Origin of the sequence: Streptomyces sp. NBC_01260 (assembly GCF_036226405.1) — a bacterium.
In the GTDB taxonomy this organism is placed as follows: Bacteria; Actinomycetota; Actinomycetes; order Streptomycetales; family Streptomycetaceae; genus Streptomyces; species Streptomyces laculatispora.
Window position 1 is genome coordinate 5,684,647 of sequence record NZ_CP108464.1, and the last position, 21,806, is coordinate 5,706,452.

A 21,806-nucleotide genomic window follows, 5' to 3' on the forward strand; every position below is an offset into this window, starting at 1 on the left:
ACCCCTGAGTCCGAATCGTTGACACGATCGTTGCCTCAGTGGCTTTGCACACACAGGGTCCGCACATCAGGGCCACACCGCACCCCGTCGTCGGTTACCCGGCGAAGCTCGTGCCACACTCCTCCCATGCGCGTGTACCTCGGCTCCGACCATGCCGGTTACGAACTCAAGAACCACCTAGTCGAGTGGCTCAAGGCCCAAGGCCACGAGGCCGTCGACTGTGGTCCCCACATCTACGACGCCCAGGACGACTATCCGCCGTTCTGCCTGCGCGCCGCCGAGAAGACGGCCGCCGACCCGGACAGCCTCGGGATCGTCATCGGCGGCTCCGGCAACGGCGAGCAGATGGCCGCGAACAAGGTCAAGGGCGTCCGCGCCGCACTCGCCTGGAGCGAGCAGACCGCCGCGCTGGGCCGCGAGCACAACGACGCCAACGTGATCTCCATCGGCGGCCGGATGCACACCGAGGAGGAGTGCACGAAGTTCGTCGAGATCTTCCTCGCCACCCCGTACTCCGGCGAGGAGCGGCACAGCCGCCGCATCGCGATGCTCACGGCGTACGAGAACACCGGCGAGCTTCCCCCGGTCCCGGCCCACCACCCGCAGCAGGGCTGACCGCCTCACGACCCTCCGCTGTGCCGCCGGCGCCCCCCGGCGGCACAGTCATGTCCGCACCACCGCCTCACCCAGGAGAGCCGCCGCCGTGCCCGAGGGACACACGATCCACCGCCTCGCGGCGGACCACCGGGACAGGTTCGCCGGACGGCCGGTGCGGGTGAGCAGCCCGCAGGGCAAGTTCTCCGGCAGCGCCGCCCTGCTCGACGGCCGGGTGCTCGGCGGGGTGGACGCGCACGGCAAGCACCTCTTCCTCGGCTTCGAGTCGACCGGCTGGGTCCACATCCACCTCGGCCTGTTCGGCAAGCTCGGATTCGGTACGGCCCCGGCCCCGCCGCCCACCGACACGGTCCGGCTCCGGCTGCTGACCGACGAGCACCACGCGGATCTGCGCGGCCCCACCACCTGCGCGCTGATCACCGACGCCGAGAAGCAGGCGATACACGACCGCCTGGGCCCCGACCCGCTGCGCCGCGACGAGGACGGCGAGCGCGCGTGGCTGCGGATCTCCCGGAGCCGGATCACCGTGGCCGCCCTGCTGCTGGACCAGAAGGTCGTCGCGGGCGTGGGCAACGTGTACCGCGCGGAGGTGCTGTTCCGGCACGGCATCGACCCGTACCGGCCCGGCAGGGACCTCACGCGCCGCGAGTGGGACGCGATCTGGACGGACCTGGGCGAGCTGATGCGCGAGGGCGTACGCAACAACCGCATCGACACGGTCCGCCCCGCGCACCTGCCCGAGGCCATGGGCCGCCCGCCGCGGGTGGACGACCACGGCGGCGAGGTGTACGTCTACCGGCGCGCCCGGCAGGCGTGCCACATCTGCGGCACGGAAATCCGCACAGCGGACCTGTCCTCCCGGAACCTCTTCTGGTGCCCGGGCTGCCAGTCCCGCTGACCGCCCCCGTCGCCCTCAATCGCCGGACGGGCTAGCCGTGTCCTAGAACCCCTGGGGCAACCACGGCGCCACGTCGGACAGGAACGCCGACGACACCTCCGCCACCGCCCCCGCCCGGAATTCCCGCACCCGCCCGGCCAGGGCCAACCCGCCCAGCGACTCGCCGCCCAGATACGCGGTCCCCAACTCCCGTACCGAAAGCGCCAGATCCGCCGCGTCATCCGTGCGCTTGCACGACGCGCCCCCCTTCGCGTCGGCCGTCAGCCGCCAACGCCCCGCGTTCCAGGGGCAGAACGCGTCCTCGACCTCGAACACCACATCCACCGGCGCCCGGTAGCTCCGCGCCTCCAGCGCCGCGCCCACGTCCACCAGCCGCACATGGAGCGAATCCCGGATGCGGACCTCGCACCGCCGCACGTCCGACACCAGATGCAGCACCGCGTCGTCCACCGGCCGGTTCCGCGCCTCGACCGTCGACGTCAGGTCGATCCCGAAGAGGAACCGCCACAGCGCCGCATACGCCGCCGGATCCAGTGCCGCCAGATCGCTCACCGCGATCCGGCCCTTGGGCCCCGACATCTCCCAGTCCGGTTTGATGTGGTACGTCGTATAGCCCACCACCTCGCCGTCCCGCTCGGCCAGCACGCACTGCAACGCCGAACCGCCCTGCCGCGAACTCGCCGGATCGGTGAGCGACTTGCGCTCCCAGCCCGGACCGTGAGCCGGAGTGCCGGGGCGGCCCGGCACCAGGCGCGCGTACACGCTCTCGCAGGCCGCGACCGCCTCGTCCTTCTTCGCGTACCGCAGCCGGATCTCGTCCGTACCCTCGGGGACGTTCAGCCGCACCCGGTCCGTGTCGATCGCCAGGGACATCTGGCGGGTCGCCGCCCCGTACCCGTACCGGCCGTAGATCGCCGGTTCCGACGCCGTGAGCACGGCGATCGGCTCACCCAGGGCCCGCACGTCGTCGAGCTGGCGGCGCATCATCGAGGTCAGCAGCCCGCGCCTGCGGTGGGTGGCCGCGACGCTCACCATCGTCACCCCCGCGGCCGGCACCAGCGCGCCGCCCGGAACGGCCAGCCGGAAGCTGAACGCCCCTGACGTGGCGACCACATCGGGGCCGTCCCAGATCCCGACCGAGCGCTCGTGCTCGGTCAGTGCCTCCTCCAGCTCGCGCTGCTCGGGCGAGTCGGCTACGCCTCCGAAGGCGAGCTCCAGGCACTCGAACCATTCGTTCCATTCGGACGGCCGCAACACGCGGAGCTCTGTAGTCATATGCCATGCCTACCAGGGGCAGCGGCGGACGGGCGACCCATTTTCGAACGCATTGTCACAGGGGTCCCCCTGCACCGGAGGCCCTCGGGTGGATAAGGTCCCCGCAATGGCCCGACGCGCAGGAGCAGAGACTTACCCGGCCCGATTGAGGAAATCGGCGCACCGGGTACGCAGCACGCTGCGCAGATCCGGCGTCGACTACTTCCGTGGCGACGGCTCCGACTGGATCGCCCTGGCCGCCCTGCTGCTGATCATCCCGGCCATCACCTGCGGCACCCTCCTGAACCCCGTGTGGTGTTCACCGACCGCACTCGTCCTGCCGATCGTCGCGGGCGGCCTGCTGCTGCGGCCCGCCAGCCTGCTCGGCCTGTACGCGGCTGCTGCCGCTGCCCTGATCGTCGAGTCCATCGGGCTCGGCCCGTTCAAGGACGGCACGGTCGGGGTCACCCCCGGAACCGTGCTGACGGTCGCGGCCTGCGGCTTCTTCGGGCTGGTGCTCGCCCAGTTCCGGGCCAGGGTCGGCGTCCCGTGGCGGCGCGGCGGCACCATGCTCTTCGACCTGCGTGAACGCATCCGGGTCCAGAGCGCGCTGCCCCGGCTCCCGCAGGGCTGGCACCGGGAGATGTCGCTGCGCCCGGCCGGCGGGCAGTCCTTCTCCGGCGACTTCGTCGTCGCGGCCCGCACCAACGGAGGCCGCACCCTGGAGGCCGTGCTCACCGATGTCTCCGGCAAGGGCATGGACGCGGGCTCCCGCGCCCTGCTGCTGTCCGGCGCCTTCGGCGGGCTCCTCGGATCGCTGCCGCCGCACGGCTTCCTGCCCGCCGCCAACGGCTATCTGCTGCGCCAGGACTGGGACGAGGGCTTCGCCACCTCGATCCATCTGGTCCTGGACCTCGAATCCGGCGACTACGAACTCCTCTCGGCGGGCCATCCCCCCGCCCTCCAGCTCCACGCCGGCAGCGGCCGGTGGGAGGAGAAGGCCGCGGAGGGCCCGCTGCTCGGGGTGTACGACGGGGCGGAGTTCGACGCCGTGAAGGGCTCGCTGGCCCCCGGGGACGTACTGATGCTGTTCACCGACGGACTGGTGGAGACGTCCGACCGGGACATGGCGGAGGGCATCGACCGGCTGACCGGCGAGGCCGACCGCTATGTCTCGACGGGCTTCGAGGGCGCGGCCTGGCACCTCATCGAGGCGTGTGCCAAGGACGTCAACGACGACCGGGCACTGTTGCTTCTGTCACGTAAATCCTGAACCGTACGCAATCGGCCCGAACCGGGCGTACGTCAACGGCTTTCGGTCCGTCACCGGATCGGGGCGAGTGCGGTGTCGCGTCCGCCCGGAAGGATCCTGGCCAGCCAGTGCGACCGTCCGGCCGCCAGGGGCGCCAGGACCGCGAGGACGAGTACGTATCCGGCGATGAACGGCGCCAGCCGCTCGTCGAGTCCCGCGCCCGCCGCCATCGTGGCGAGGATGAGCGCGAACTCGCCGCGCGCCACCAGGGTGGTGGAGATGTTCGCCGTGGCCTGCGGGCCGAACCCGTACAGCTTGGCGGTGGCCATCCCGGCCAGGACGTTCATGGCGAGGGTCACCGCGACGGCGGCCAGCACGGCCCACAGCACGACCGGCAGATCGCCGGGGTTGATGGAGAGGCCGAAGGCGAAGAAGAAGATCGCGCCGAAGGCGTCGCGCAGCGGGTGGACCAGCTTGAGGATGCGTGTCCCCGAGGTGGTGCTGCCGAGCATCAGACCCACCATGAAGGCGCCGATGGCGTCCGCGACCCCGAACCACTCCGAGATACCGGCCACCAGGACCGCGGCGCCGAGGAAGGAGATGACGAGGAGTTCGTCGTCCCGCGTGTTGATCAGCTTGCTGATGACCTTGGTGCCGAACCGGGCGGCCAGGGCCAGCACCAGCAGGAAGCCGAAGGCCTTGCCGCCGTCGACCGCCGCCGCCGCGAGGCTGTCGGCGCCCGAGAGGATGGGCTGGAGGGCCGCCAGGTACAGCGCCAGGAACACGTCCTCGACGACGATGATCCCGAGGATCGGCTTGGTCTCCGGATTGCCGATCCGGCCCAGGTCGACCAGGACCTTGGTGACGATGGCCGACGACGAGATGCCGAGCACCCCGGCGAGCACCAGTGCCTCCGACGTGCCCCAGCCCAGCGCGAAGCCGAATCCGAGCCCGGCGCCGACGTTCAGGGCGAGATAGGCGCCGCCGGCGAGCGCCATCCTGCGCCCGCCCGCCTTGAGGTCGTCGAGGTGGAACTCCAGGCCCAGGTAGAAGAGCAGCAGCACCAGGCCGAGCGCGGAGAGCATCTCCAGGTCGTGCGGGTCGGCTACGAGGACGATGCCGGGGGTGTGCGGGCCGAGCAGGATTCCGGCCAGGATGAACAGAGGGATGGTCGGCAGTCCGATGCGGCTGCCGACGCGGGCGAGAACGGCGGCGGCGAGGAAGGCGCCGCCCATGGCGATGAGCGTGTCTGCGTGTCCGATGAGCCCAGTCCTTCACTTGGTCAAGAGAGCGTCAAGAAATCGTCAGTAATTAGTTTACCGAATGATTGACGTTGCAAATATCCCCGCGTCCGGCGCCCCCGGGCAGACCTCCCGCAGACCGCCCGACAGGCCTCTCGGGGCGCACCCCCGGGAGCACCCTGGGGTTTCCCCCACCCCCGATCCGCCAGCAGCCGCCATGGCCCCGGACCAGCACAGATCCGTACGTTCGAGGTATCGATCACGTATGGCTACGGAAGGCGGACATCATGGGGCTTCGGCGCACCAGGCAGGGCGCGCAGGAGAGCGTGCGGACAGCACGTGAGGCTCGGACCGCGCAGACCTACGCAGGGCCCGCCGCCGCGGACCTGGCCGTGGAACTGCGCGGCGTCCGCAGGCAGTACGGCCGCGGCGGCTCCGCCGTCCACGCCCTGCGCGGCATCGACCTCGCCCTGCCGCGGGGCAGCTTCACCGCCGTGATGGGCCCCTCCGGCTCCGGCAAGTCGACGTTCCTCCAGTGCGCGGCCGGACTCGACCGCCCCACCGCGGGATCGGTCAGCCTCGGCGGCACGGAGATCACCGGCATGAGCGAGAACAAGCTCACCGAACTGCGCCGCACCCGGCTCGGCTTCGTCTTCCAGGCGTTCAACCTGCTCCCGTCCCTCACGGTCGAGCAGAACGTCGTCCTCCCCATGCGCCTGGCCGGTCAGCGCACCGGCTCCGCCCGCAGCCGCCGCGAGGCCGCCGAGATGCTCACCCGGGTCGGCCTCGGCGACAAGGGGGACCGGCGCCCCGGCCAGCTCTCCGGCGGCCAGCAGCAGCGCGTCGCCGTCGCCCGCGCCCTGGTCACCCGGCCCGACGTGATCTTCGCCGACGAACCGACCGGCGCCCTCGACACCACCACGGCCGCCGAGATCCTCCAACTGCTCCGGCACGCGGTGGACACCCTCGGCGCGACCGTCGTGATGGTCACCCACGACCCGGCGGCCGCCGCCTACGCGGACAACGTGCTCTTCCTCGCCGACGGCGAGATCGCGGACAGCCTGCCCCGCGCCGGCGCCGACCGGATCGCCGCGCGGATGACCGCCCTGACCGCTCCCGCCTACGCAAGGGCCGCCGCCTGATGTTCACCCCGCACGTGCCGAACGGTCTTGCCCGCGCGGCCGTACGCTTCAAGCCCTCGTCGTTCGTGGGTACCTTCGTCGCCCTCCTGCTCGCGGCGGCCATCGTCTCCGCCTGCGGCATCCTGCTGGAGACCGGCCTGCGCGCGTCCGTCCCGCCCGACCGCTACGCCAAGGCGCCGGTGGTCGTCGCCGCCGACCAGCAGGCCCGCCTGACCGTCGGCAGCGGGGAGGACCGCCACGTGGAGGCCAGTGCGCTGCCGGACACCGCCCGGCTGTCCGACGCGCTGGTCGCGAAGGCCGCCTCCGCCCCCGGCGCCGCGGCCGCGATCGGCGACGTCGGCTACCCCGTGCACCTGGGCACCGACCCACTCACCGCGCACGGCTGGGGCTCCACCGCCCTCACCGGCACCCGGCTCGCGTCCGGCGACGCACCGCGCACCGGCGAGGTCGTCGTCCCGGCCGGCAGCGACAAGGCCCGGACCGGGGACCGCGTCACCCTGGACACCCCGGCGGGCGCGAAGGAGTTCCGGGTCTCCGGCACCACCGCCACCGACGCCACCGTCTGGTTCACCGACCGCCAGGCCGTGGCGCTCTCCGGCCACCCCGGCCGGGTCGACGCCATCGCCGTACTCGCCGCCGACGGCACCGCCACGGACACCCTCGCCCGCCAGATCACCGACGCCGTGGGCCACACCTCCGGCGCCAGGGTCAGCACCGGGAACGACCGCGGTGCGGTGGAGGACCCGGGCCTCGCCGCCGCCAAGGAACTCCTGGCCGGGCTCGGCGGCTCCTTCGGCGGCATCGCCGCGATGGTCGCCGTCTTCACCGCCGCCGGTACGGTCGCCCTCTCCGTCGGCCAGCGCAGCCGCGAATTCGCCCTGCTGCGTGCGATCGGCGCCACCCCGCGCCAGCTGCGCCGCACCATCGCCACCGAGTCCCTGCTCGTCGCACCGCTCGCCGGGGCGGTCGGCTGCCTGCCCGGAATCGCCCTGGCCACCTGGTGGTTCGGCCAGCTCAAGGAGAAGGGCGCCATCCCCGAGGCCGTGCGGCTGCAGGTCTCCTGGCTGCCGCTGACGATCGCCGTCGCCGCCACGATGCTCACCGCGCTGGGTGCCGGATACACCGCCGCGCGCCGTCCGGCGAAGACGAAGCCGGGCCTCGCCCTCGCCCAGTCCGCCGTGGAACGAGCGCCGTTCGGCTGGATCCGTACGCCGCTGGGCATCGCCGCCCTGGCCGGCGGCGCCGTCTTCGCGGGCATCGCCGCCTCGCAGACCGGCGAGGACGCGGCCAACGCCGCACTCGGTGTGGTCATGCTCTTCATGCTCGCGGTCGGCCTGCTCGGCCCGCTGATCGCCCGGATCTGCGCCTCGCTCCTGGGACTCCCGCTGCGGGCCGGTGGCGCGTCGGCCTCGCTGGCCGCGGCCAACTCCCGTGCCAACTCCCGGCGGATGGCCTCAGCGATCACGCCGATCGTGCTCGCCATGGCCTTCTCCTCGACCCTGGTCTTCATGCACACCAGCGAGGACCGGGCGATCGAGCACCAGCAGCGCGACGGCATCACCGCCGACCACATCGTCTCCGCGCCGGCCGGTCTCGCCTCCGACGCCACCGAGCGGGCCGCCGCGACCCCCGGCGTCTCCACCGCCGTCGGCCTGCTCCGCACCTCCGTCCTGGTGCCCTCCGGCTCGGGCGGGGACAAGTGGCTGGCGAACTCCGCCGCGCAGGGAGTCATCGGTTCGGGCCGTGAACTCGCCGAGGTCCAGGACCTCGACGTCCGCACGGGATCGCTCGACGCCCTCGCCCCGGGCACCGTCGCGATCGACACCACGCTGGCCGACTCGGTGAAGCTGCACACCGGCGACCGCCTCGCGCTGCGCCTGCCGGACGGCACCGAGGCGTCCCCGAAGATCGTCGCGGTCTACGGCCGGGGTCTGGGCACCGGACTCGTCACCCTGCCCGCCAACGATCTGCGGGGCCACGTCACCTCGCCGTACGCCTCCGACGTACTGGTACGGGCCACCCCGGCGGGCGCGGGGCGGCTCGCCGCACTCGGCACCGTGACCGATCCCTCCGGCTACGCCACCGCGCAGAGCCGGGACCGTGAACTCAACGCCTGGGCCAACACCGTCATGGCCGCGGTCCTCGGTGGATTCGCCGCCGTCGCGGCGGTCAACACGCTGGTGATGACCGTCCTGGACCGGCGCAGGGAACTGACCATGCTCCGGCTCGTCGGCTCCACCCGCCGTCAGGTCATGGGCATGATCCGCTGGGAGGCCCTGCTGGTCACCGTGGCCGGGGCGGCGCTCGGCACGGCCATCGCGCTGGCCACCCTCATCCCGATGATGCGGGGCCTGACGGGCGAATCCCCGTACATTCCACCGGCGTTGTACGGATCGTTCCTGGCCGCGACCGTGGGCCTCGGCCTGGCCGCCGCCCTGGTGCCGGCCCGCGCCGCCCTGAGCCGGGCCGCGGCCCGTCCGTAGAGTCGGGCCATGACAGCACCACGCGCGCAGCTGACCCTGGCCGACGTCGAGCGCATCGCCCGCGAGGCCCACGAGGGCCAACGGGACAAGGCGGGCCGCCCGTACGCCGAACATCTCGCGGCCGTCGCCGAGGGCGTACGGGCCAGGGGCGGCAGCGACGACCAGATCGCGGCGGCCTGGCTGCACGACGCGGTCGAGGACGACGCGCTGTCGGCGCGGTGGCTGGCCGGGGCCGCTCTGCCGCAGCGGGTCAAGGACATGGTCCTCGCCGTCAGCAAGCGGCACGGCGAGGACCTGCCCGCGTACACCCGCCGCATCCTGGCCACCCCGGGCGCACTGCTGATCAAGGAGTCCGATCTCGCGCACAACGCCGACCCGGCCCGGCTCGCGGTGCTGGACCCGGCGACCCGTACCCGGCTGGCCGAGAAGTATGCGCAGGTACGGAGCCTGCTCGGACTCACCGCACCGGAAACGCCCACCGAACAGCGGTATTGAGCCAACACGGCGAAGCCCGGCCCCTCGGGGCCGGGCTTCGCCATGTCTCAGATCTTGGCGGCGTCCCGTCGGAACGCCCAGTTCATGTCCGGTTCGGTCACGCATCGCATGACCCGCCGTACCGGCGGCGTGCACAGCAGCGTCACCCCGACCGATGCGGCCACGGTGACGATCACCAGACCGGTCGGGGAGACCAGCCAGTCGTTGCGGTCGAAGATGCCCGCGTAGTCGGCGCCCTTCACCAGGAACCCGTGCAGCAGATAGCCGCAGATCGTCCCGGCGCCCAGCACCGTGAACCACATGTGGCGGCGCGGCACCCAGGCCAGGAACCCGATGGTGAGCAGCGTCGCGCAGCCGAACAGCGCGAGGGTCATCACCGCGCCGGACCACCACGGGGCGTTCATGTCCTGGGCGCTGGAGTCGCGCAGGAACCAGCCCAGCTGCATCCGGGGCGCCGCCCAGTAGGCGAAGACCGCCGCACCGGCGAACAGCGGCAGCGCGAGCAGCTGCACCTCGCGGCGCTTGACCAGCCGGAAGTGTTCGGGCTTGAGCTGGAGTCCGAGCACGAAGAACGGCAGGAACTGCAGAACGCGCGGCAGGTCGAGATCGTCGCCGATGCTGGGGGCGAACGAGGCGAGGACGGCGATCGCGAGCGAGACCGCCAGCGGGTGGCGCAGGTTCTGCCAGATCGGCGTGGTGAGCCGCCAGATGAACAGCGCGGCCAGGAACCAGGTGAGGTACCAGGGCTCCAGCAGGCTGATCGCCGTATCGGGCGAGTCGTTCGCGTACCGCCGGAACAGCGAGTACGCCGTCTCGAACACCACATACGGCACGGCGACCCCCGTGACCAGGCGCTTCACCTTGGCGGGGGTCAGGCTGAACGAACGTGAGAAATAGCCGGAAATGATGATGAAGGCCGGCATGTGGAAGGTGTACGTCACCATGTACAGCGCGCGGGCCGCCCTGCTTCCCTCCATGACCGGCACCCACGAGTGCGCCACCGCGACCAGCACGATGGCGAGGTATTTGGCGTTGTCGAAGTAGGCGTCACGCTTCTTCGCAGGCGCGTTCTGCGCAGGCCGCTCCGCCACCGCGGAGGGGGAGTCCGGGGTCCTCGCGGGCGCTTGGGGTCTGGGCTCCGACTCCCGGGTCTCCGGTGGGAGCGGGGCCCTCTGAAATACGTTCGGAGCGTGGAACATCTCAAGCACCCTAGACGTCTCGATTGCATTTCGTAAAACCGCCATCGGATATCGCGTGTGCCCGGTTGATTAAAAGCCAAACCTTTGATTTGCGCCCGATATGGGCGCATTAATCCTCCTTAAATGGCGCATATCGCCAGGCGGTTGGGGGAAGTGAATTACGTCGCGTTGGACCCGGGGAATTCCATGTGAATAAAGTGTGTGGATAAGGAAACGATCACCGTTGAAGATCATTCCCGCCATCGGGTCATCGCTGCGCGCTTCTCCTCGCGCCCCCCTTGCGGCTGTTGGGCCGGCGGGCCGCGCCCAGGCCTCGCGCACCGGCGCGCAACCGGCGCAAGATGGCGCGATACCGACCGGTCCATGCGTCACCTGGCAGCGACCACAGGGGAGTTGGTGGCACGATGGACGCAAACGGAGGTGTGCGCGGCCGCACGCTTCCGGGCCGGCAAGGCGGACCGACCGAGGGTGTGATCAGTCGTGGCCATTTCACTGTCTGTGGTGCTTCTTTTGGCGATCATCCTGGTGGTCCTGATCCGAGGCGGCTCCATCAAGGCCGGACCCGCGATCGTCGCGGTGCTCTTCGGCTTCTTCCTGGCATCGACCGGCATGGCGCCGTCGATCCAGAAGTTCATGGACTCGATAGCGCAGAGCATCAACCAGATCAGCTTCTGATCCGGGGCCGCGGATCAGCAGCTGATCCGCGGCCGCTCCACACCCCCGGGAACGCAAAAGGCCCGGTCCGGCGGCATCCGAGAAGGATGCCGCCGGACCGGGCCCGAGCCATGGAGCGGGCGACGGGAATCGAACCCGCGTAGCTAGTTTGGAAGACTAGTGCTCTACCATTGAGCTACGCCCGCATGCAACTCGCCGCAGGTCACCAGGACCGCGGCACGAGAAGCATCGTAGCGGGTCGCGGGCGCTGCCCGCACACCCGATCCCCGCACCCGGTGTCGCGTTGTGCGACGTCCGGGGAAAAGCGGCCGATCCACTGCCGGTCTGCATGTACCCTACGTGTCGCACCGACGGGGTGTGGCGCAGCTTGGTAGCGCGTCCGCTTTGGGAGCGGAAGGTCGTCGGTTCGAATCCGGCCACCCCGACCACCGGCAAGGTCGCATTGTGGGAGTTCTACCCCTTGCCGTTACTATGCAAAATGCGTGCCCGTGTGTCTGATGTACCGGGCTCGGTCCGCGAAGCCGCCTCGTGTGCGGTGGAGCAGAACCCCAAGAAGTCAGCCACAAGGAGACCGAACCGTGAAGAGCGCCGTGGAGACCCTGAACCCGACCCGGGTTCGGCTCAGCATTGAGGTGCCCTTCGAGGAGCTCAAGGACAGCCTCGACGCGGCGTACAAGAAGATCAACCAGCAGGTCACGGTGAAGGGGTTCCGCAAGGGCAAGATCCCCAACCGGGTCATCGACCAGCGGTTCGGCCGTGGTGCGGTGCTGGAGGAGGCCGTCAACGACGCGCTCCCGAAGTTCTACACCGAGGCCGTCAACGAGGGAGAGCTCAACGTCCTCGGCCAGCCGGAGGTCGACATCACGGAGCTGAAGGACGGCGAACTGCTGGCCTTCACCGCCGAGGTTGACGTACGCCCCGAGATCGAGATTCCGGACTACTCCGGCATCGAGGTCACCGTCGACGCCCTTGAGGTCAGCGACGAGGACATCGAGAAGGCCGTGGAGCAGCTCCGCGAGCGCTTCGCCTCGACCAACCCGGTCGAGCGCGCCGCCGCCGACGGCGACGTCGTGACGATCGACCTGACCGCCAAGGTCGAGGGCGAGGTCCTGGAGGACGGCGTGGCCGAGGGTGTTTCGTACACCATCGGTTCCGGCGAGCTCCTCGAAGGCATCGACGATGCGGTCACCGGCCTGGAGGCGGGTGGCGAGACCACCTTCACCTCCGAGCTGAAGGGCGGCTCGGCCGAGGGCAAGGAGGCCGAGGTCACCGTCAAGGTCACCGCGGTCGCCGCCCGTGAGCTTCCCGAGCTGGACGACGAGTTCGCCCAGATGGCGAGCGAGTTCGACACGCTCGACGAGCTCAAGGCCGACAGCCGCAAGCGCCTGGAGAACACCAAGCAGTACGACCAGGCCACCCAGGCCCAGGAGCGCGTCCTGGAGGAGCTGCTGAAGCTCGCCGAGGTCCCGATCCCCGAGAAGCTGCTCGCGGACGAGGTCCAGACCCGCAAGCACAACCTGGAGCACCACCAGCTCGGCCAGATGGGTCTCGACCTGGAGAAGTACCTGGAGATCCAGGGCAAGACCCTTGAGGAGTTCGAGGCGGAGACCTCCGAGCAGGCCATCAAGGGCATCAAGACCCAGTTCATCCTTGACGAGCTCGTCAACAAGGAGAAGCTGAACGTCAACCAGGAGGAGCTCACCGAGCACCTCATGCGGCGCGCGCAGTCCTCCGGCATGAGCCCCGACCAGTTCGCCCAGGCCGTCGTCGAGGGTGGCCAGGTGCCGATGCTCGTCGGCGAGGTCGCCCGCGGCAAGGCGCTCGCCGTGGTCGTCGAGGCCGCCAAGGTCGTCGACACCAACGGTGAGGTCGTCGAGCTGGAAGACGACGAAGACGTGGCGGAGGAGGCCACCGAGGCGGTCGAGGCCGCCGAGGGCACCACCGACGCCGTGGCCGACGCGGCCGAGGAGAAGACCGAGGCCTGAGCCTCGCTCCGAACACGTACGACGGGCTCCGGACGCAATCGCGTCCGGAGCCCGTCGTCGTATCGGCGGACGTCCCCCACAACCCGTGTGCGGACTACGGAGCTTGCGCTCCCAGCGAACAGTTGCGGAAGCGGGATGGCGTTGTCCCACCTGCGCGTTAGGGTCCATGAATAGGAAGGGTCGGGGAGTCCCGGCCCACCCGGTACGAAGACGCTGAGACGGCCGGAGCCGTCAGAGACGAGCAGGTGGATACGTGACGAATCTGATGCCCTACGCCGCCGGAGAGCCGTCCCTCGGTGGAGGCCTCGGTGACCAGGTCTACAGCCGACTGCTCGGCGAGCGCATCATCTTCCTCGGTCAGCAGGTCGACGATGACATCGCCAACAAGATCACCGCGCAGCTGCTCCTCCTTGCCGCCGACCCGGACAAGGACATCTACCTCTACATCAACAGCCCCGGCGGTTCGGTGACGGCCGGCATGGCGGTCTACGACACCATGCAGTACATCCCGAACGACGTGGTCACCATCGGTATGGGCATGGCGGCCTCGATGGGCCAGTTCCTGCTCACCGGCGGCACCGCCGGCAAGCGCTTCGCGCTCCCGAACACCGACATCCTCATGCACCAGGGTTCGGCCGGTATCGGCGGTACGGCCTCGGACATCAAGATCCAGGCCCAGTACCTGCTGCGCACCAAGCAGCGGATGGCGGAGATCACCGCCCGCCACTCCGGCCAGACCGTGGAGACGATCATCCGCGACGGCGACCGCGACCGCTGGTACACCGCGGAGGAGGCCAAGGACTACGGCCTCATCGACGAGATCATCACGATCGCGTCGGGCGTTCCGGGCGGCGGCGGCACCGGTGCCTGATCCGGCTCCCACCGGACCGCGTCGCACTGCACCGCATCTCTCGTACGCCGAGACACCCAGCCCACAGAACGCCACCAGGATGGTGAACACCCACATGAACAACTTCTCCGGCGCCTCCGCGAGCGGCCTCTACACCGGCCCGCAGGTGGACAACCGCTACATCGTGCCGCGCTTCGTGGAGCGCACCTCGCAGGGCGTGCGTGAGTACGACCCGTACGCGAAGCTCTTCGAGGAGCGCGTGATCTTCCTCGGGGTGCAGATCGACGACGCCTCCGCCAACGACGTCATGGCGCAGCTGCTGTGCCTGGAGTCGATGGACCCGGACCGGGACATCTCGATCTACATCAACAGCCCCGGCGGCTCGTTCACCGCGCTCACCGCGATCTACGACACGATGCAGTTCGTGAAGCCGGACATCCAGACGGTCTGCATGGGACAGGCGGCCTCCGCCGCGGCCGTGCTGCTCGCCGCGGGTACCCCGGGCAAGCGTCTGGCGCTGCCGAACGCGCGTATCCTGATCCACCAGCCGTCCTCGCAGACCGGCCGTGAGCAGCTCTCCGACCTGGAGATCGCGGCCAACGAGATCCTGCGGATGCGGAGCCAGCTGGAGGAACTGCTGGCCAAGCACTCCACCACGCCGATCGAGAAGATCCGCGACGACATCGAGCGGGACAAGATCCTGACCGCCGATGACGCCCTGGCCTACGGCCTGGTCGACCAGATCGTCGCGACCCGCAAGAGCGCGGCCGGAGCGGCCGCCTGACGTCGGCCTTTACCCCTTGGTACGGCAGGGTCATCCGGCCTCGGCCGTGTGAACCGTGCCAAGGGGGGCCCGAACGGGGGGCCAGGCAAGGTACCGTCGGATAGAGGCACCAGGAGCCGCTGAACCAGGCGTCTCCCAGGCGAAGGGGAAGCACCTCGTGGCACGCATCGGTGATGGCGGCGACCTGCTCAAGTGCTCGTTCTGCGGAAAGAGCCAGAAGCAGGTGAAGAAGCTCATTGCGGGACCCGGTGTGTACATCTGCGACGAGTGCATTGATCTCTGCAACGAGATCATCGAGGAGGAGCTCGCGGAGACCTCCGAGGTGCGGTGGGAGGAACTTCCCAAGCCGCGCGAGATCTACGAGTTCCTCGAGGGGTACGTCGTAGGGCAGGAGCCCGCGAAGAAGGCCCTCTCGGTCGCTGTGTACAACCACTACAAGCGGGTCCAGGCCGGGGAGAACGGCGGCGGGACGGGCCGTGACGACGCGATCGAACTCGCCAAGTCCAACATCCTGCTGCTGGGCCCCACGGGCTCGGGCAAGACCCTCCTCGCGCAGACACTGGCCCGCATGCTCAACGTCCCGTTCGCCATCGCCGACGCGACGGCGCTGACGGAGGCCGGCTATGTCGGCGAGGACGTCGAGAACATCCTGCTGAAGCTGATCCAGGCCGCTGACTACGACGTCAAGAAGGCCGAGACCGGGATCATCTACATCGACGAGATCGACAAGGTCGCCCGCAAGAGCGAGAACCCGTCGATCACCCGCGATGTCTCGGGCGAGGGCGTCCAGCAGGCCCTGCTGAAGATCCTGGAGGGCACCACCGCCTCCGTACCGCCGCAGGGCGGCCGGAAGCACCCGCACCAGGAGTTCATCCAGATCGACACGACGAACGTGTTGTTCATCGTGGGCGGCGCGTTCTCCGGCCTGGAGAAGATCATCGAGTCCCGGGCCGGCGCGAAGGGCATCGGTTTCGGCGCCACGATCCGCTCCAAGCTGGAGATCCAGGCGAGCGACCAGTTCCAGGAGGTCATGCCGGAGGACCTGGTGAAGTTCGGGATGATCCCCGAGTTCATCGGCCGCCTCCCGGTCCTGACCTCGGTCCACAACCTGGACCGCGAGGCCCTGCTCCAGATCCTCATCGAGCCGCGCAACGCCCTGGTGAAGCAGTACCAGCGGCTGTTCGAACTCGACGGTGTGGAGCTGGACTTCGAGCGCGAGGCCCTGGAGGCCATCGCCGACCAGGCGATCCTGCGCCAGACCGGTGCGCGCGGTCTGCGCGCCATCATGGAGGAAGTCCTCCAGTCCGTGATGTACGAGGTGCCGTCCCGCAAGGACGTCGCCCGGGTCGTCATCACGGCGGACGTGGTCCGCAACAACGTCAACCCGACCCTGGTCCCGCGCGAGCCGCGGACGATCGGCAAGGGCGACGACGGGCGGCACGAGAAGTCGGCGTAGCGGTGGCGTAGACACACGCGAAGGGGCGCCCGGCCAGGTGAACTGGCCGGGCGCCCCTTCGCGTTGCCGGGATCAGATCTTGGTGCGTGAGGTGTTGTAGAGCTTGGCGGTGAGACCCGCTGCGTCGTCTTGTGCCATCCCCTTGCCGGTCATGGCCAGGCCGAGGTCGACCCCGATCACTGTGCCCACCGTGCTGTAGTCGGCCCAGACGCAGATCGGGACGGTGAATTCCTTGGGTCCCTTGGTGGCGCCGTCGCCTTCCTTGTTCAGCACCTTCATGTCCTGGCACTTCATGAGGGCACCCTTGAAGCCGGCCGGCGTGACGGCCTTGGGGCTGCCGACCAGTTGGACGTCCATTCCTTCGGCGCCCTTCTTGAAGCCCGACTCCGCGTTGTTGAAGGCGTTGTTGATGACCTTCGCCGGATCGGTGACGTCGCCCCAGAACCCCTGGAGCGTGATGGACTTGGCCGCGGCGGGATTGGCCTCCCCCGACTGGTAGGTGGCCCCGGCCTGCTGGGGGTCCTTGATCCCCAGGCCCTCGAGCGTGGTCTTGTCCTCGCCGGTGGCCGGTCCCGACTTCGATGCGCTGCCCTTCTTGTAACCGTCCAGCGTCGCCGCAGGCGTCAGCTTGTACCCCTTCGTGGAGTCCGCCACATCGCTGTTGCTCGCGCCTCCGCCCGACGTCAGGAAGTACACCCCGCCGCCGATGACCGCCAGCGCCACGATCACGCCGCCGATGATCAGGCCCGTCTTCTTCTTGGGTTGCTGGGCCGGGGGGAACGGGGGCTGCTGGCCGTAGACCGGCTGGCCGCCGTACGGGGGAGTGGGGGGCTGCTGGCCGTACGGGCCGGGCTGCTGGGCCTGCGGGTAGCCGTAGCCGGGCTGCGGGGGCTGCTGCTGCGGCGGGACGCCCTGGGGGGCCTGCTGCGGGTACCCGTAACCGGGCTGCCCCTGCGGCTGGCCCTGCGGCGGCGGGCCGCCGTAGGGGCCCGGCTGCTGGCCGTACGGTCCGGGCTGGCCCTGGGGCGGCTGTCCGTCGTACGGGCCCGGCTGGTTGAAGCTCATCTGCGGTTTCCCCTGTTCGTGATGCTCATAAGTTCTTATACGTTCCGAACATCCTGACGGAAGGTCCGCGGGGGTGGGGTACCGGGAGGCACACCGTTACTCAACAAACCGGTTTCAGTGCATGACTGTGACGGCCCTAAACTGTGGGGCGTGACCGAGAACGCAGCGCAGCAGCCAGCCAGCAACCCCGAACTGCCGACCCAGTACACGCCGGCCGAGGTAGAGGGGAAGCTGTACGAGCGCTGGGTGGAGCGCGGCTACTTCGAGGCCGACGAGCACAGCGAGAAGCCGCCGTACTCCATCGTCATCCCGCCGCCCAACGTCACCGGCTCCCTGCACCTGGGGCACGCCTTCGAGCACACGCTGATCGACGCGCTCGTCCGCCGCAAGCGGATGCAGGGCTTCGAGGCGCTGTACCAGCCCGGTATGGACCACGCCGGCATCGCCACTCAGAACGTCGTCGAGCGCGAGCTCGGCAAGGAGGGCAAGTCCCGCCACGACCTGGGCCGTGAGGCCTTCGTCGAGCGTGTCTGGCAGTGGAAGAACGAGTCCGGCGGCCAGATCTCCGGCCAGATGCGCCGCCTCGGCGAGGGCGTCGCCTGGTCCCGTGAGCGGTTCACCATGGACGAGGGCCTGTCCAAGGCCGTCCAGACCGTCTTCAAGCGGATGTACGACGACGGGCTGATCTACCGCGCCGAGCGCATCATCAACTGGTGCCCGCGCTGCCTCACCGCGATCTCGGACATCGAGGTCGAGTACCAGGAGGACGACGGCGAGCTCGTCTCCATGAAGTACGGGGAGGGCGACGAGACCATCGTCGTCGCCACCACCCGCGCCGAGACGATGCTCGGTGACACCGCCGTCGCCGTCCACCCCGACGACGAGCGCTACAAGCACCTGGTCGGCCGGCACATCAAGCTGCCGCTGACCGACCGCACGATCCCGGTCGTCGCCGACCACCACGTCGACCCAGGGTTCGGCACCGGCGCCGTCAAGGTGACCCCGGCACACGACCCGAACGACTTCGAGATCGGCAAGCGCCACGACCTGCCGTTCCTCACGGTCCTGGACGAGCGCGCCGTCATCACCGTCCCCGGCCCCTTCCAGGGTCTGGACCGGCTGGAGGCCCGCTCCGCCATCGTCGCCGCCCTGCGCGCCGAGGGCCGGATCGTCGCCGAGAAGCGGCCGTACGTCCACTCCGTCGGGCACTGCTCGCGCTGCAAGACCACCATCGAGCCGCGCCTCTCCCTCCAGTGGTGGGTCAAGGTCGAGCCGCTCGCCAAGGCGGCCGGTGACGCCGTGCGCGACGGCAAGGTCAAGATCCATCCGCAGGAGATGGAGAAGCGTTACTTCGACTGGGTCGACAACCTCCACGACTGGACGATCTCGCGCCAGCTCTGGTGGGGCCACCGCATCCCCGTCTGGTACGGCCCGAACGGCGAGGTCGTCTGCGTCGGACCGGACGACGAGGCGCCCACCGGCGAGGGCTGGACGCAGGACAGCGATGTCCTGGACACCTGGTTCTCCTCCGGCCTGTGGCCCTTCTCCACGCTCGGCTGGCCCGAGCAGACCGACAGCCTCGCGAAGTTCTACCCGAACTCCGTCCTGGTCACCGGCTACGACATCCTCTTCTTCTGGGTCGCCCGGATGATGATGTTCGGCCTGTACGTCAACGACGGAGTCCCGCCGTTCGAGACGATCGTGCTGCACGGCATGGTCCGCGACGAGCACGGCAAGAAGATGTCGAAGTCCTTCGGCAACGTGGTCAACCCGCTGGACTGGATGGACAAGTACGGCTCCGACGCGCTCCGTTTCACCCTCGCGCGTGGCGCCAACCCCGGTGTCGACGTCCCGATCGGCGAGGAGTGGGTCCAGGGTTCCGCCAAGTTCTCCAACAAGATCTGGAATGCCACCCGCTTCGCCCTGATGAACGGCGCCACCATCGAGGGCGAGCTGCCGGCCGCCGACGAGATGTCGGTGACCGACCGCTGGATCCTGTCCCGGCTGGGCAGGACCGTCGCCGAAGTCGACGCGTACTACGACGACTTCCAGTTCTCCAAGCTCAGCGAGGCGCTCCGGCACTTCGCCTGGGACGAGGTCTTCGACTGGTACGTCGAGCTGTCCAAGACCACGTTCTTCGGGGGCGGCAGGCCGGCCGAGGTCTCGGGCCGGGTCCTGGGCGAGGTCCTCGACGTGATGCTGCGCCTCCTGCACCCGGTCGTCCCGTTCGTCACGGAGACGCTGTGGACCGCGCTCACCGGCCGTGAATCCGTCGTCATCGCGGACTGGCCGCAGGACAGCGGCTTCCGGGACGACGCGGCCGAGAAGGAGATCGAGCTCGTCCAGCAGGTCGTCACCGAGGTCCGCCGGTTCCGCTCCGACCAGGGCCTCCAGCCCGGCCAGAAGGTCCCGGCCGAGCTGGACCTGACCGGTACGCCGCTCGCCGCGCACGAGGCGGCCATCCGCCAGCTGCTGCGCCTGCAGCCCGCCGGGGACGGCTTCCACGCCACCGCGTCGCTGCCGGTCGCGGGCGCCACGGTCGCGCTCGACCTGTCCGGCACCATCGACGTCGAGGCCGAGCGCAAGCGCCTGACGAAGGACCTGGGCGCCGCCGAGAAGGAGAAGGCGCAGGCCAACGGCAAGCTGACCAACGAGGCCTTCCTCGGCAAGGCCCCGGACAACGTGGTCGACAAGATCCGCGGCCGGCTCGCCAAGGCCGAGAGCGACATCGAGCGGATCACCAGCCAGCTGGCCGCCCTGCCCACGAGCTGACGGGCCTGAGTACGGAGCCCCCGCGAACCCGGCAGACCGGGAGCGCGGGGGCTTCGTCGTACGCCCGCCGCCGGGCGCTGCGCGCGATGTCGGCGCTCATCCGTAGACTGGCCCTGTGAGTGAGCCCCGCCCTTCCGACCGGCACGACGCGTCCGACTCCGACGAGACCTTCGCGGAGATCGTCGACGAAGCGACCCAGCGCGACCCCGACCTGGCGGTGATCGAGGCCGGGAGCCGGACGCTGCGCGCCGCCTCCGGGCCGCCCCAGGCGGACGAGGTCCCCGCCCGCCCCACCGATCCGGAGGTGGACAGGGCGCTGCGCGCGGTGGAGCAGGAGCTCGCCGGGCGCTGGGGAGAGACCAAGCTGGAGCCGTCCGTGGCGCGCATCGCCGCGCTGATGGACGTGCTCGGCGACCCGCAGCGCGCGTACCCCTCCATCCACATCACCGGTACCAACGGCAAGACGAGCACGGCCCGCATGATCGAGGGCCTGCTCGGCGCCTTCGACCTGCGCACCGGCCGCTACACCTCGCCGCACGTCCAGTCGATCACCGAGCGGATCAGCCTGGACGGCTCCCCGATGGACGCCGAGCGGTTCGTCGAGACCTATGAGGACATCAAGCCGTACGTCGAGATGGTCGACGCGCAGCAGCCCTACCGGCTCTCCTTCTTCGAGGTGCTCACCGGCATGGCGTACGCGGCGTTCGCCGACGCGCCGGTCGATGTCGCCGTCGTCGAGGTCGGCATGGGCGGCAGCTGGGACGCGACCAACGTCATCGACGCCACGGTCGCGGTCGTCACCCCGATCTCCCTGGACCACACCGACCGGCTGGGCTCCACGCCCGGCGAGATCGCGGTGGAGAAGGCCGGGATCATCAAGCAGGGTGCGACGGTCATCCTGGCCCAGCAGCCGGTCGACGCCGCTCAGGTGATGCTGAAGAAGGCCGTCGCGGCCGACGCCACGGTGGCCCGCGAGGGCATGGAGTTCGGTGTCGTCTCCCGGGAGGTCGCGGTCGGCGGTCAGCTGCTGACGCTGCGCGGTCTCGGCGGTGAGTACGACAACATCTTCCTTCCGCTGTACGGCGCCCACCAGGCGCACAACGCCGTGGTGGCGCTCTGCGCCGTCGAGGCGTTCTTCGGAATCGGCGCCGAGCAGTCCGGATCGCTCGACGCCGACATCATCCGCAAGGCCTTCGCCGCGGTGCTCTCGCCCGGCCGCCTCGAGGTCGTCCGCTCCAGTCCGACCGTCGTCCTGGACGCCGCCCACAACCCGGCCGGCGCCCGCGCCGCCGCCGAGGGGCTCTCCGAGGCGTTCGGCTTCTCCCGGCTGATCGGTGTGGTCGGTGCCAGTGGCGACAAGGACGTCCGGGGGCTCCTGGAGGCCTTCGAGCCGATCTTCGCCGAGGTCGTCATCACCCAGAACTCCAGCGGCCGCGCGATGGACGCGGACGCCCTGGCCACCGTCGCCGTCGAGGTCTTCGGCAACGAGCGGGTCCAGGTCGAACCCCGTCTCGACGACGCGCTGGAGGCGGCGATCACCCTCGCCGAGGAAGAGGACGAGTACGCGGGCGCCGGGGTGCTGGTGACCGGATCCGTGATCACGGTCGGCGAGGCCCGGCTGCTTCTGGGAAGGCGCTGAC

The 21,806-nt window shown here is 69.8% G+C and carries 17 protein-coding genes and 2 tRNA genes; 14 read left to right on the plus strand and 5 right to left on the minus strand.

Translation table 11 applies throughout. The annotated features are described in order from the left end of the window. Positions 1-126 precede the first annotated feature (126 nt). Both OG322_RS25230 and OG322_RS25235 read left to right on the plus strand, forming a co-directional pair. Positions 127-615: a ribose-5-phosphate isomerase gene (locus tag OG322_RS25230; RefSeq protein ID WP_073739017.1), complete on the plus strand. Its 489-nt coding sequence runs from the start codon at positions 127-129 to the stop codon at positions 613-615. An 88-nt stretch (positions 616-703) separates the two neighbouring features. Further along, complete coding sequence (locus tag OG322_RS25235) at positions 704-1,513, plus strand: Fpg/Nei family DNA glycosylase (protein WP_123471042.1); 810 nt, start codon at positions 704-706, stop codon at positions 1,511-1,513. Positions 1,514-1,555: 42 nt separating this feature from the next. Here OG322_RS25235 and OG322_RS25240 read toward each other — a convergent pair whose 3' ends face one another. Further along, the gene (locus tag OG322_RS25240) at positions 1,556-2,788 is read right to left on the minus strand and encodes a GNAT family N-acetyltransferase (protein WP_123471040.1); all 1,233 of its coding nucleotides are present in this window, start codon (positions 2,786-2,788) and stop codon (positions 1,556-1,558) included. Between the two features lie 106 nt (positions 2,789-2,894). Here OG322_RS25240 and OG322_RS25245 point away from each other — a divergent pair, with 106 nt between their 5' ends. Next, positions 2,895-4,040, plus strand: a complete 1,146-nt coding sequence (locus OG322_RS25245) for a PP2C family protein-serine/threonine phosphatase (protein WP_123471038.1) — start codon at positions 2,895-2,897, stop codon at positions 4,038-4,040. Between the two features lie 50 nt (positions 4,041-4,090). Here the strand turns inward: OG322_RS25245 and OG322_RS25250 are convergent, their stop codons facing one another. Next, positions 4,091-5,254 carry a cation:proton antiporter gene (locus tag OG322_RS25250; RefSeq protein ID WP_123471036.1) on the minus strand — a complete coding sequence of 388 codons (1,164 nt, stop codon included), beginning with the start codon at positions 5,252-5,254 and terminating at the stop codon, positions 4,091-4,093. Between the two features lie 293 nt (positions 5,255-5,547). Between OG322_RS25250 and OG322_RS25255 the strand changes: the two genes are divergently transcribed. From OG322_RS25255 to OG322_RS25265, 3 genes are read left to right on the plus strand one after another with little or no spacing between them, the layout of a single operon-like run. Beyond that, the gene (locus OG322_RS25255) at positions 5,548-6,402 is read left to right on the plus strand and encodes an ABC transporter ATP-binding protein (protein ID WP_123471034.1); all 855 of its coding nucleotides are present in this window, start codon (positions 5,548-5,550) and stop codon (positions 6,400-6,402) included. Continuing rightward, the gene (locus OG322_RS25260) at positions 6,402-8,885 is read left to right on the plus strand and encodes an ABC transporter permease (protein WP_123471032.1); all 2,484 of its coding nucleotides are present in this window, start codon (positions 6,402-6,404) and stop codon (positions 8,883-8,885) included. Before OG322_RS25255 ends, OG322_RS25260 begins: the two co-directional genes overlap by 1 nt. 9 nt (positions 8,886-8,894) lie before the next feature. Next, the gene (locus OG322_RS25265) at positions 8,895-9,380 is read left to right on the plus strand and encodes an HD domain-containing protein (protein ID WP_123471029.1); all 486 of its coding nucleotides are present in this window, start codon (positions 8,895-8,897) and stop codon (positions 9,378-9,380) included. Between the two features lie 47 nt (positions 9,381-9,427). Here OG322_RS25265 and OG322_RS25270 read toward each other — a convergent pair whose 3' ends face one another. Beyond that, on the minus strand, positions 9,428-10,579 hold the full coding sequence (locus OG322_RS25270) for an acyltransferase family protein (protein WP_123471027.1): 1,152 nt from the start codon (positions 10,577-10,579) through the stop codon (positions 9,428-9,430). A 480-nt stretch (positions 10,580-11,059) separates the two neighbouring features. On the opposite strand from OG322_RS25270, the gene OG322_RS25275 reads away from it, so the two are divergent. Further along, positions 11,060-11,254, plus strand: a complete 195-nt coding sequence (locus OG322_RS25275; RefSeq protein ID WP_123471025.1) for a hypothetical protein — start codon at positions 11,060-11,062, stop codon at positions 11,252-11,254. A 111-nt stretch (positions 11,255-11,365) separates the two neighbouring features. On the opposite strand, the gene OG322_RS25280 is transcribed toward OG322_RS25275, so the two are convergent. After that, positions 11,366-11,439: transfer RNA gene (locus OG322_RS25280), tRNA-Gly, on the minus strand. A gap of 166 nt (positions 11,440-11,605) precedes the next feature. Here OG322_RS25280 and OG322_RS25285 point away from each other — a divergent pair. From OG322_RS25285 to clpX, 5 genes are all read left to right on the plus strand, one after another. Further along, positions 11,606-11,682 (plus strand) — tRNA-Pro (locus tag OG322_RS25285). 150 nt (positions 11,683-11,832) lie between these two features. Next, positions 11,833-13,239, plus strand: coding sequence for a trigger factor (gene tig / locus OG322_RS25290; protein WP_123471022.1), 1,407 nt, complete (start codon positions 11,833-11,835; stop codon positions 13,237-13,239). Positions 13,240-13,504: 265 nt separating this feature from the next. Next, positions 13,505-14,110 carry an ATP-dependent Clp protease proteolytic subunit gene (locus OG322_RS25295; protein WP_164494417.1) on the plus strand — a complete coding sequence of 202 codons (606 nt, stop codon included), beginning with the start codon at positions 13,505-13,507 and terminating at the stop codon, positions 14,108-14,110. Positions 14,111-14,189: 79 nt separating this feature from the next. Next, positions 14,190-14,873 (plus strand): ATP-dependent Clp protease proteolytic subunit, encoded by a 684-nt coding sequence (locus OG322_RS25300; protein WP_123471017.1) that lies wholly within the window; start codon positions 14,190-14,192, stop codon positions 14,871-14,873. 157 nt (positions 14,874-15,030) lie between these two features. Then, complete coding sequence (gene clpX / locus OG322_RS25305; protein ID WP_123471015.1) at positions 15,031-16,329, plus strand: ATP-dependent Clp protease ATP-binding subunit ClpX; 1,299 nt, start codon at positions 15,031-15,033, stop codon at positions 16,327-16,329. Positions 16,330-16,401: 72 nt separating this feature from the next. Here the strand turns inward: clpX and OG322_RS25310 are convergent, their stop codons facing one another. After that, positions 16,402-17,394, minus strand: coding sequence for a hypothetical protein (locus OG322_RS25310; protein ID WP_266412026.1), 993 nt, complete (start codon positions 17,392-17,394; stop codon positions 16,402-16,404). Between the two features lie 150 nt (positions 17,395-17,544). On the opposite strand from OG322_RS25310, the gene OG322_RS25315 reads away from it, so the two are divergent. Both OG322_RS25315 and folC read left to right on the plus strand, forming a co-directional pair. Then, entirely contained in the window at positions 17,545-20,166 is a 2,622-nt protein-coding gene (locus OG322_RS25315; protein WP_123471010.1) for a valine--tRNA ligase, read from the plus strand. Between the two features lie 115 nt (positions 20,167-20,281). Then, entirely contained in the window at positions 20,282-21,805 is a 1,524-nt protein-coding gene (gene folC / locus OG322_RS25320) for a bifunctional tetrahydrofolate synthase/dihydrofolate synthase (protein ID WP_123471007.1), read from the plus strand. Position 21,806 lies beyond the last annotated feature (1 nt).

Bases quoted from the DNA above. Each gene is read 5' to 3' on its own strand.
- OG322_RS25230 (WP_073739017.1), top strand. From the start codon at position 127: ATGCGCGTGTACCTCGGCTCCGACCATGCCGGTTACGAACTCAAGAAC.
- OG322_RS25240 (WP_123471040.1), bottom strand. From the start codon at position 2,788: ATGACTACAGAGCTCCGCGTGTTGCGGCCGTCCGAATGGAACGAATGG.
- OG322_RS25245 (WP_123471038.1), top strand. From the start codon at position 2,895: ATGGCCCGACGCGCAGGAGCAGAGACTTACCCGGCCCGATTGAGGAAA.
- OG322_RS25250 (WP_123471036.1), bottom strand. From the start codon at position 5,254: ATGGGCGGCGCCTTCCTCGCCGCCGCCGTTCTCGCCCGCGTCGGCAGC.
- OG322_RS25255 (WP_123471034.1), top strand. From the start codon at position 5,548: ATGGGGCTTCGGCGCACCAGGCAGGGCGCGCAGGAGAGCGTGCGGACA.
- OG322_RS25260 (WP_123471032.1), top strand. From the start codon at position 6,402: ATGTTCACCCCGCACGTGCCGAACGGTCTTGCCCGCGCGGCCGTACGC.
- OG322_RS25265 (WP_123471029.1), top strand. From the start codon at position 8,895: ATGACAGCACCACGCGCGCAGCTGACCCTGGCCGACGTCGAGCGCATC.
- OG322_RS25270 (WP_123471027.1), bottom strand. From the start codon at position 10,579: ATGTTCCACGCTCCGAACGTATTTCAGAGGGCCCCGCTCCCACCGGAG.
- OG322_RS25295 (WP_164494417.1), top strand. From the start codon at position 13,505: ATGCCCTACGCCGCCGGAGAGCCGTCCCTCGGTGGAGGCCTCGGTGAC.
- OG322_RS25300 (WP_123471017.1), top strand. From the start codon at position 14,190: ATGGTGAACACCCACATGAACAACTTCTCCGGCGCCTCCGCGAGCGGC.
- OG322_RS25310 (WP_266412026.1), bottom strand. From the start codon at position 17,394: ATGAGCTTCAACCAGCCGGGCCCGTACGACGGACAGCCGCCCCAGGGC.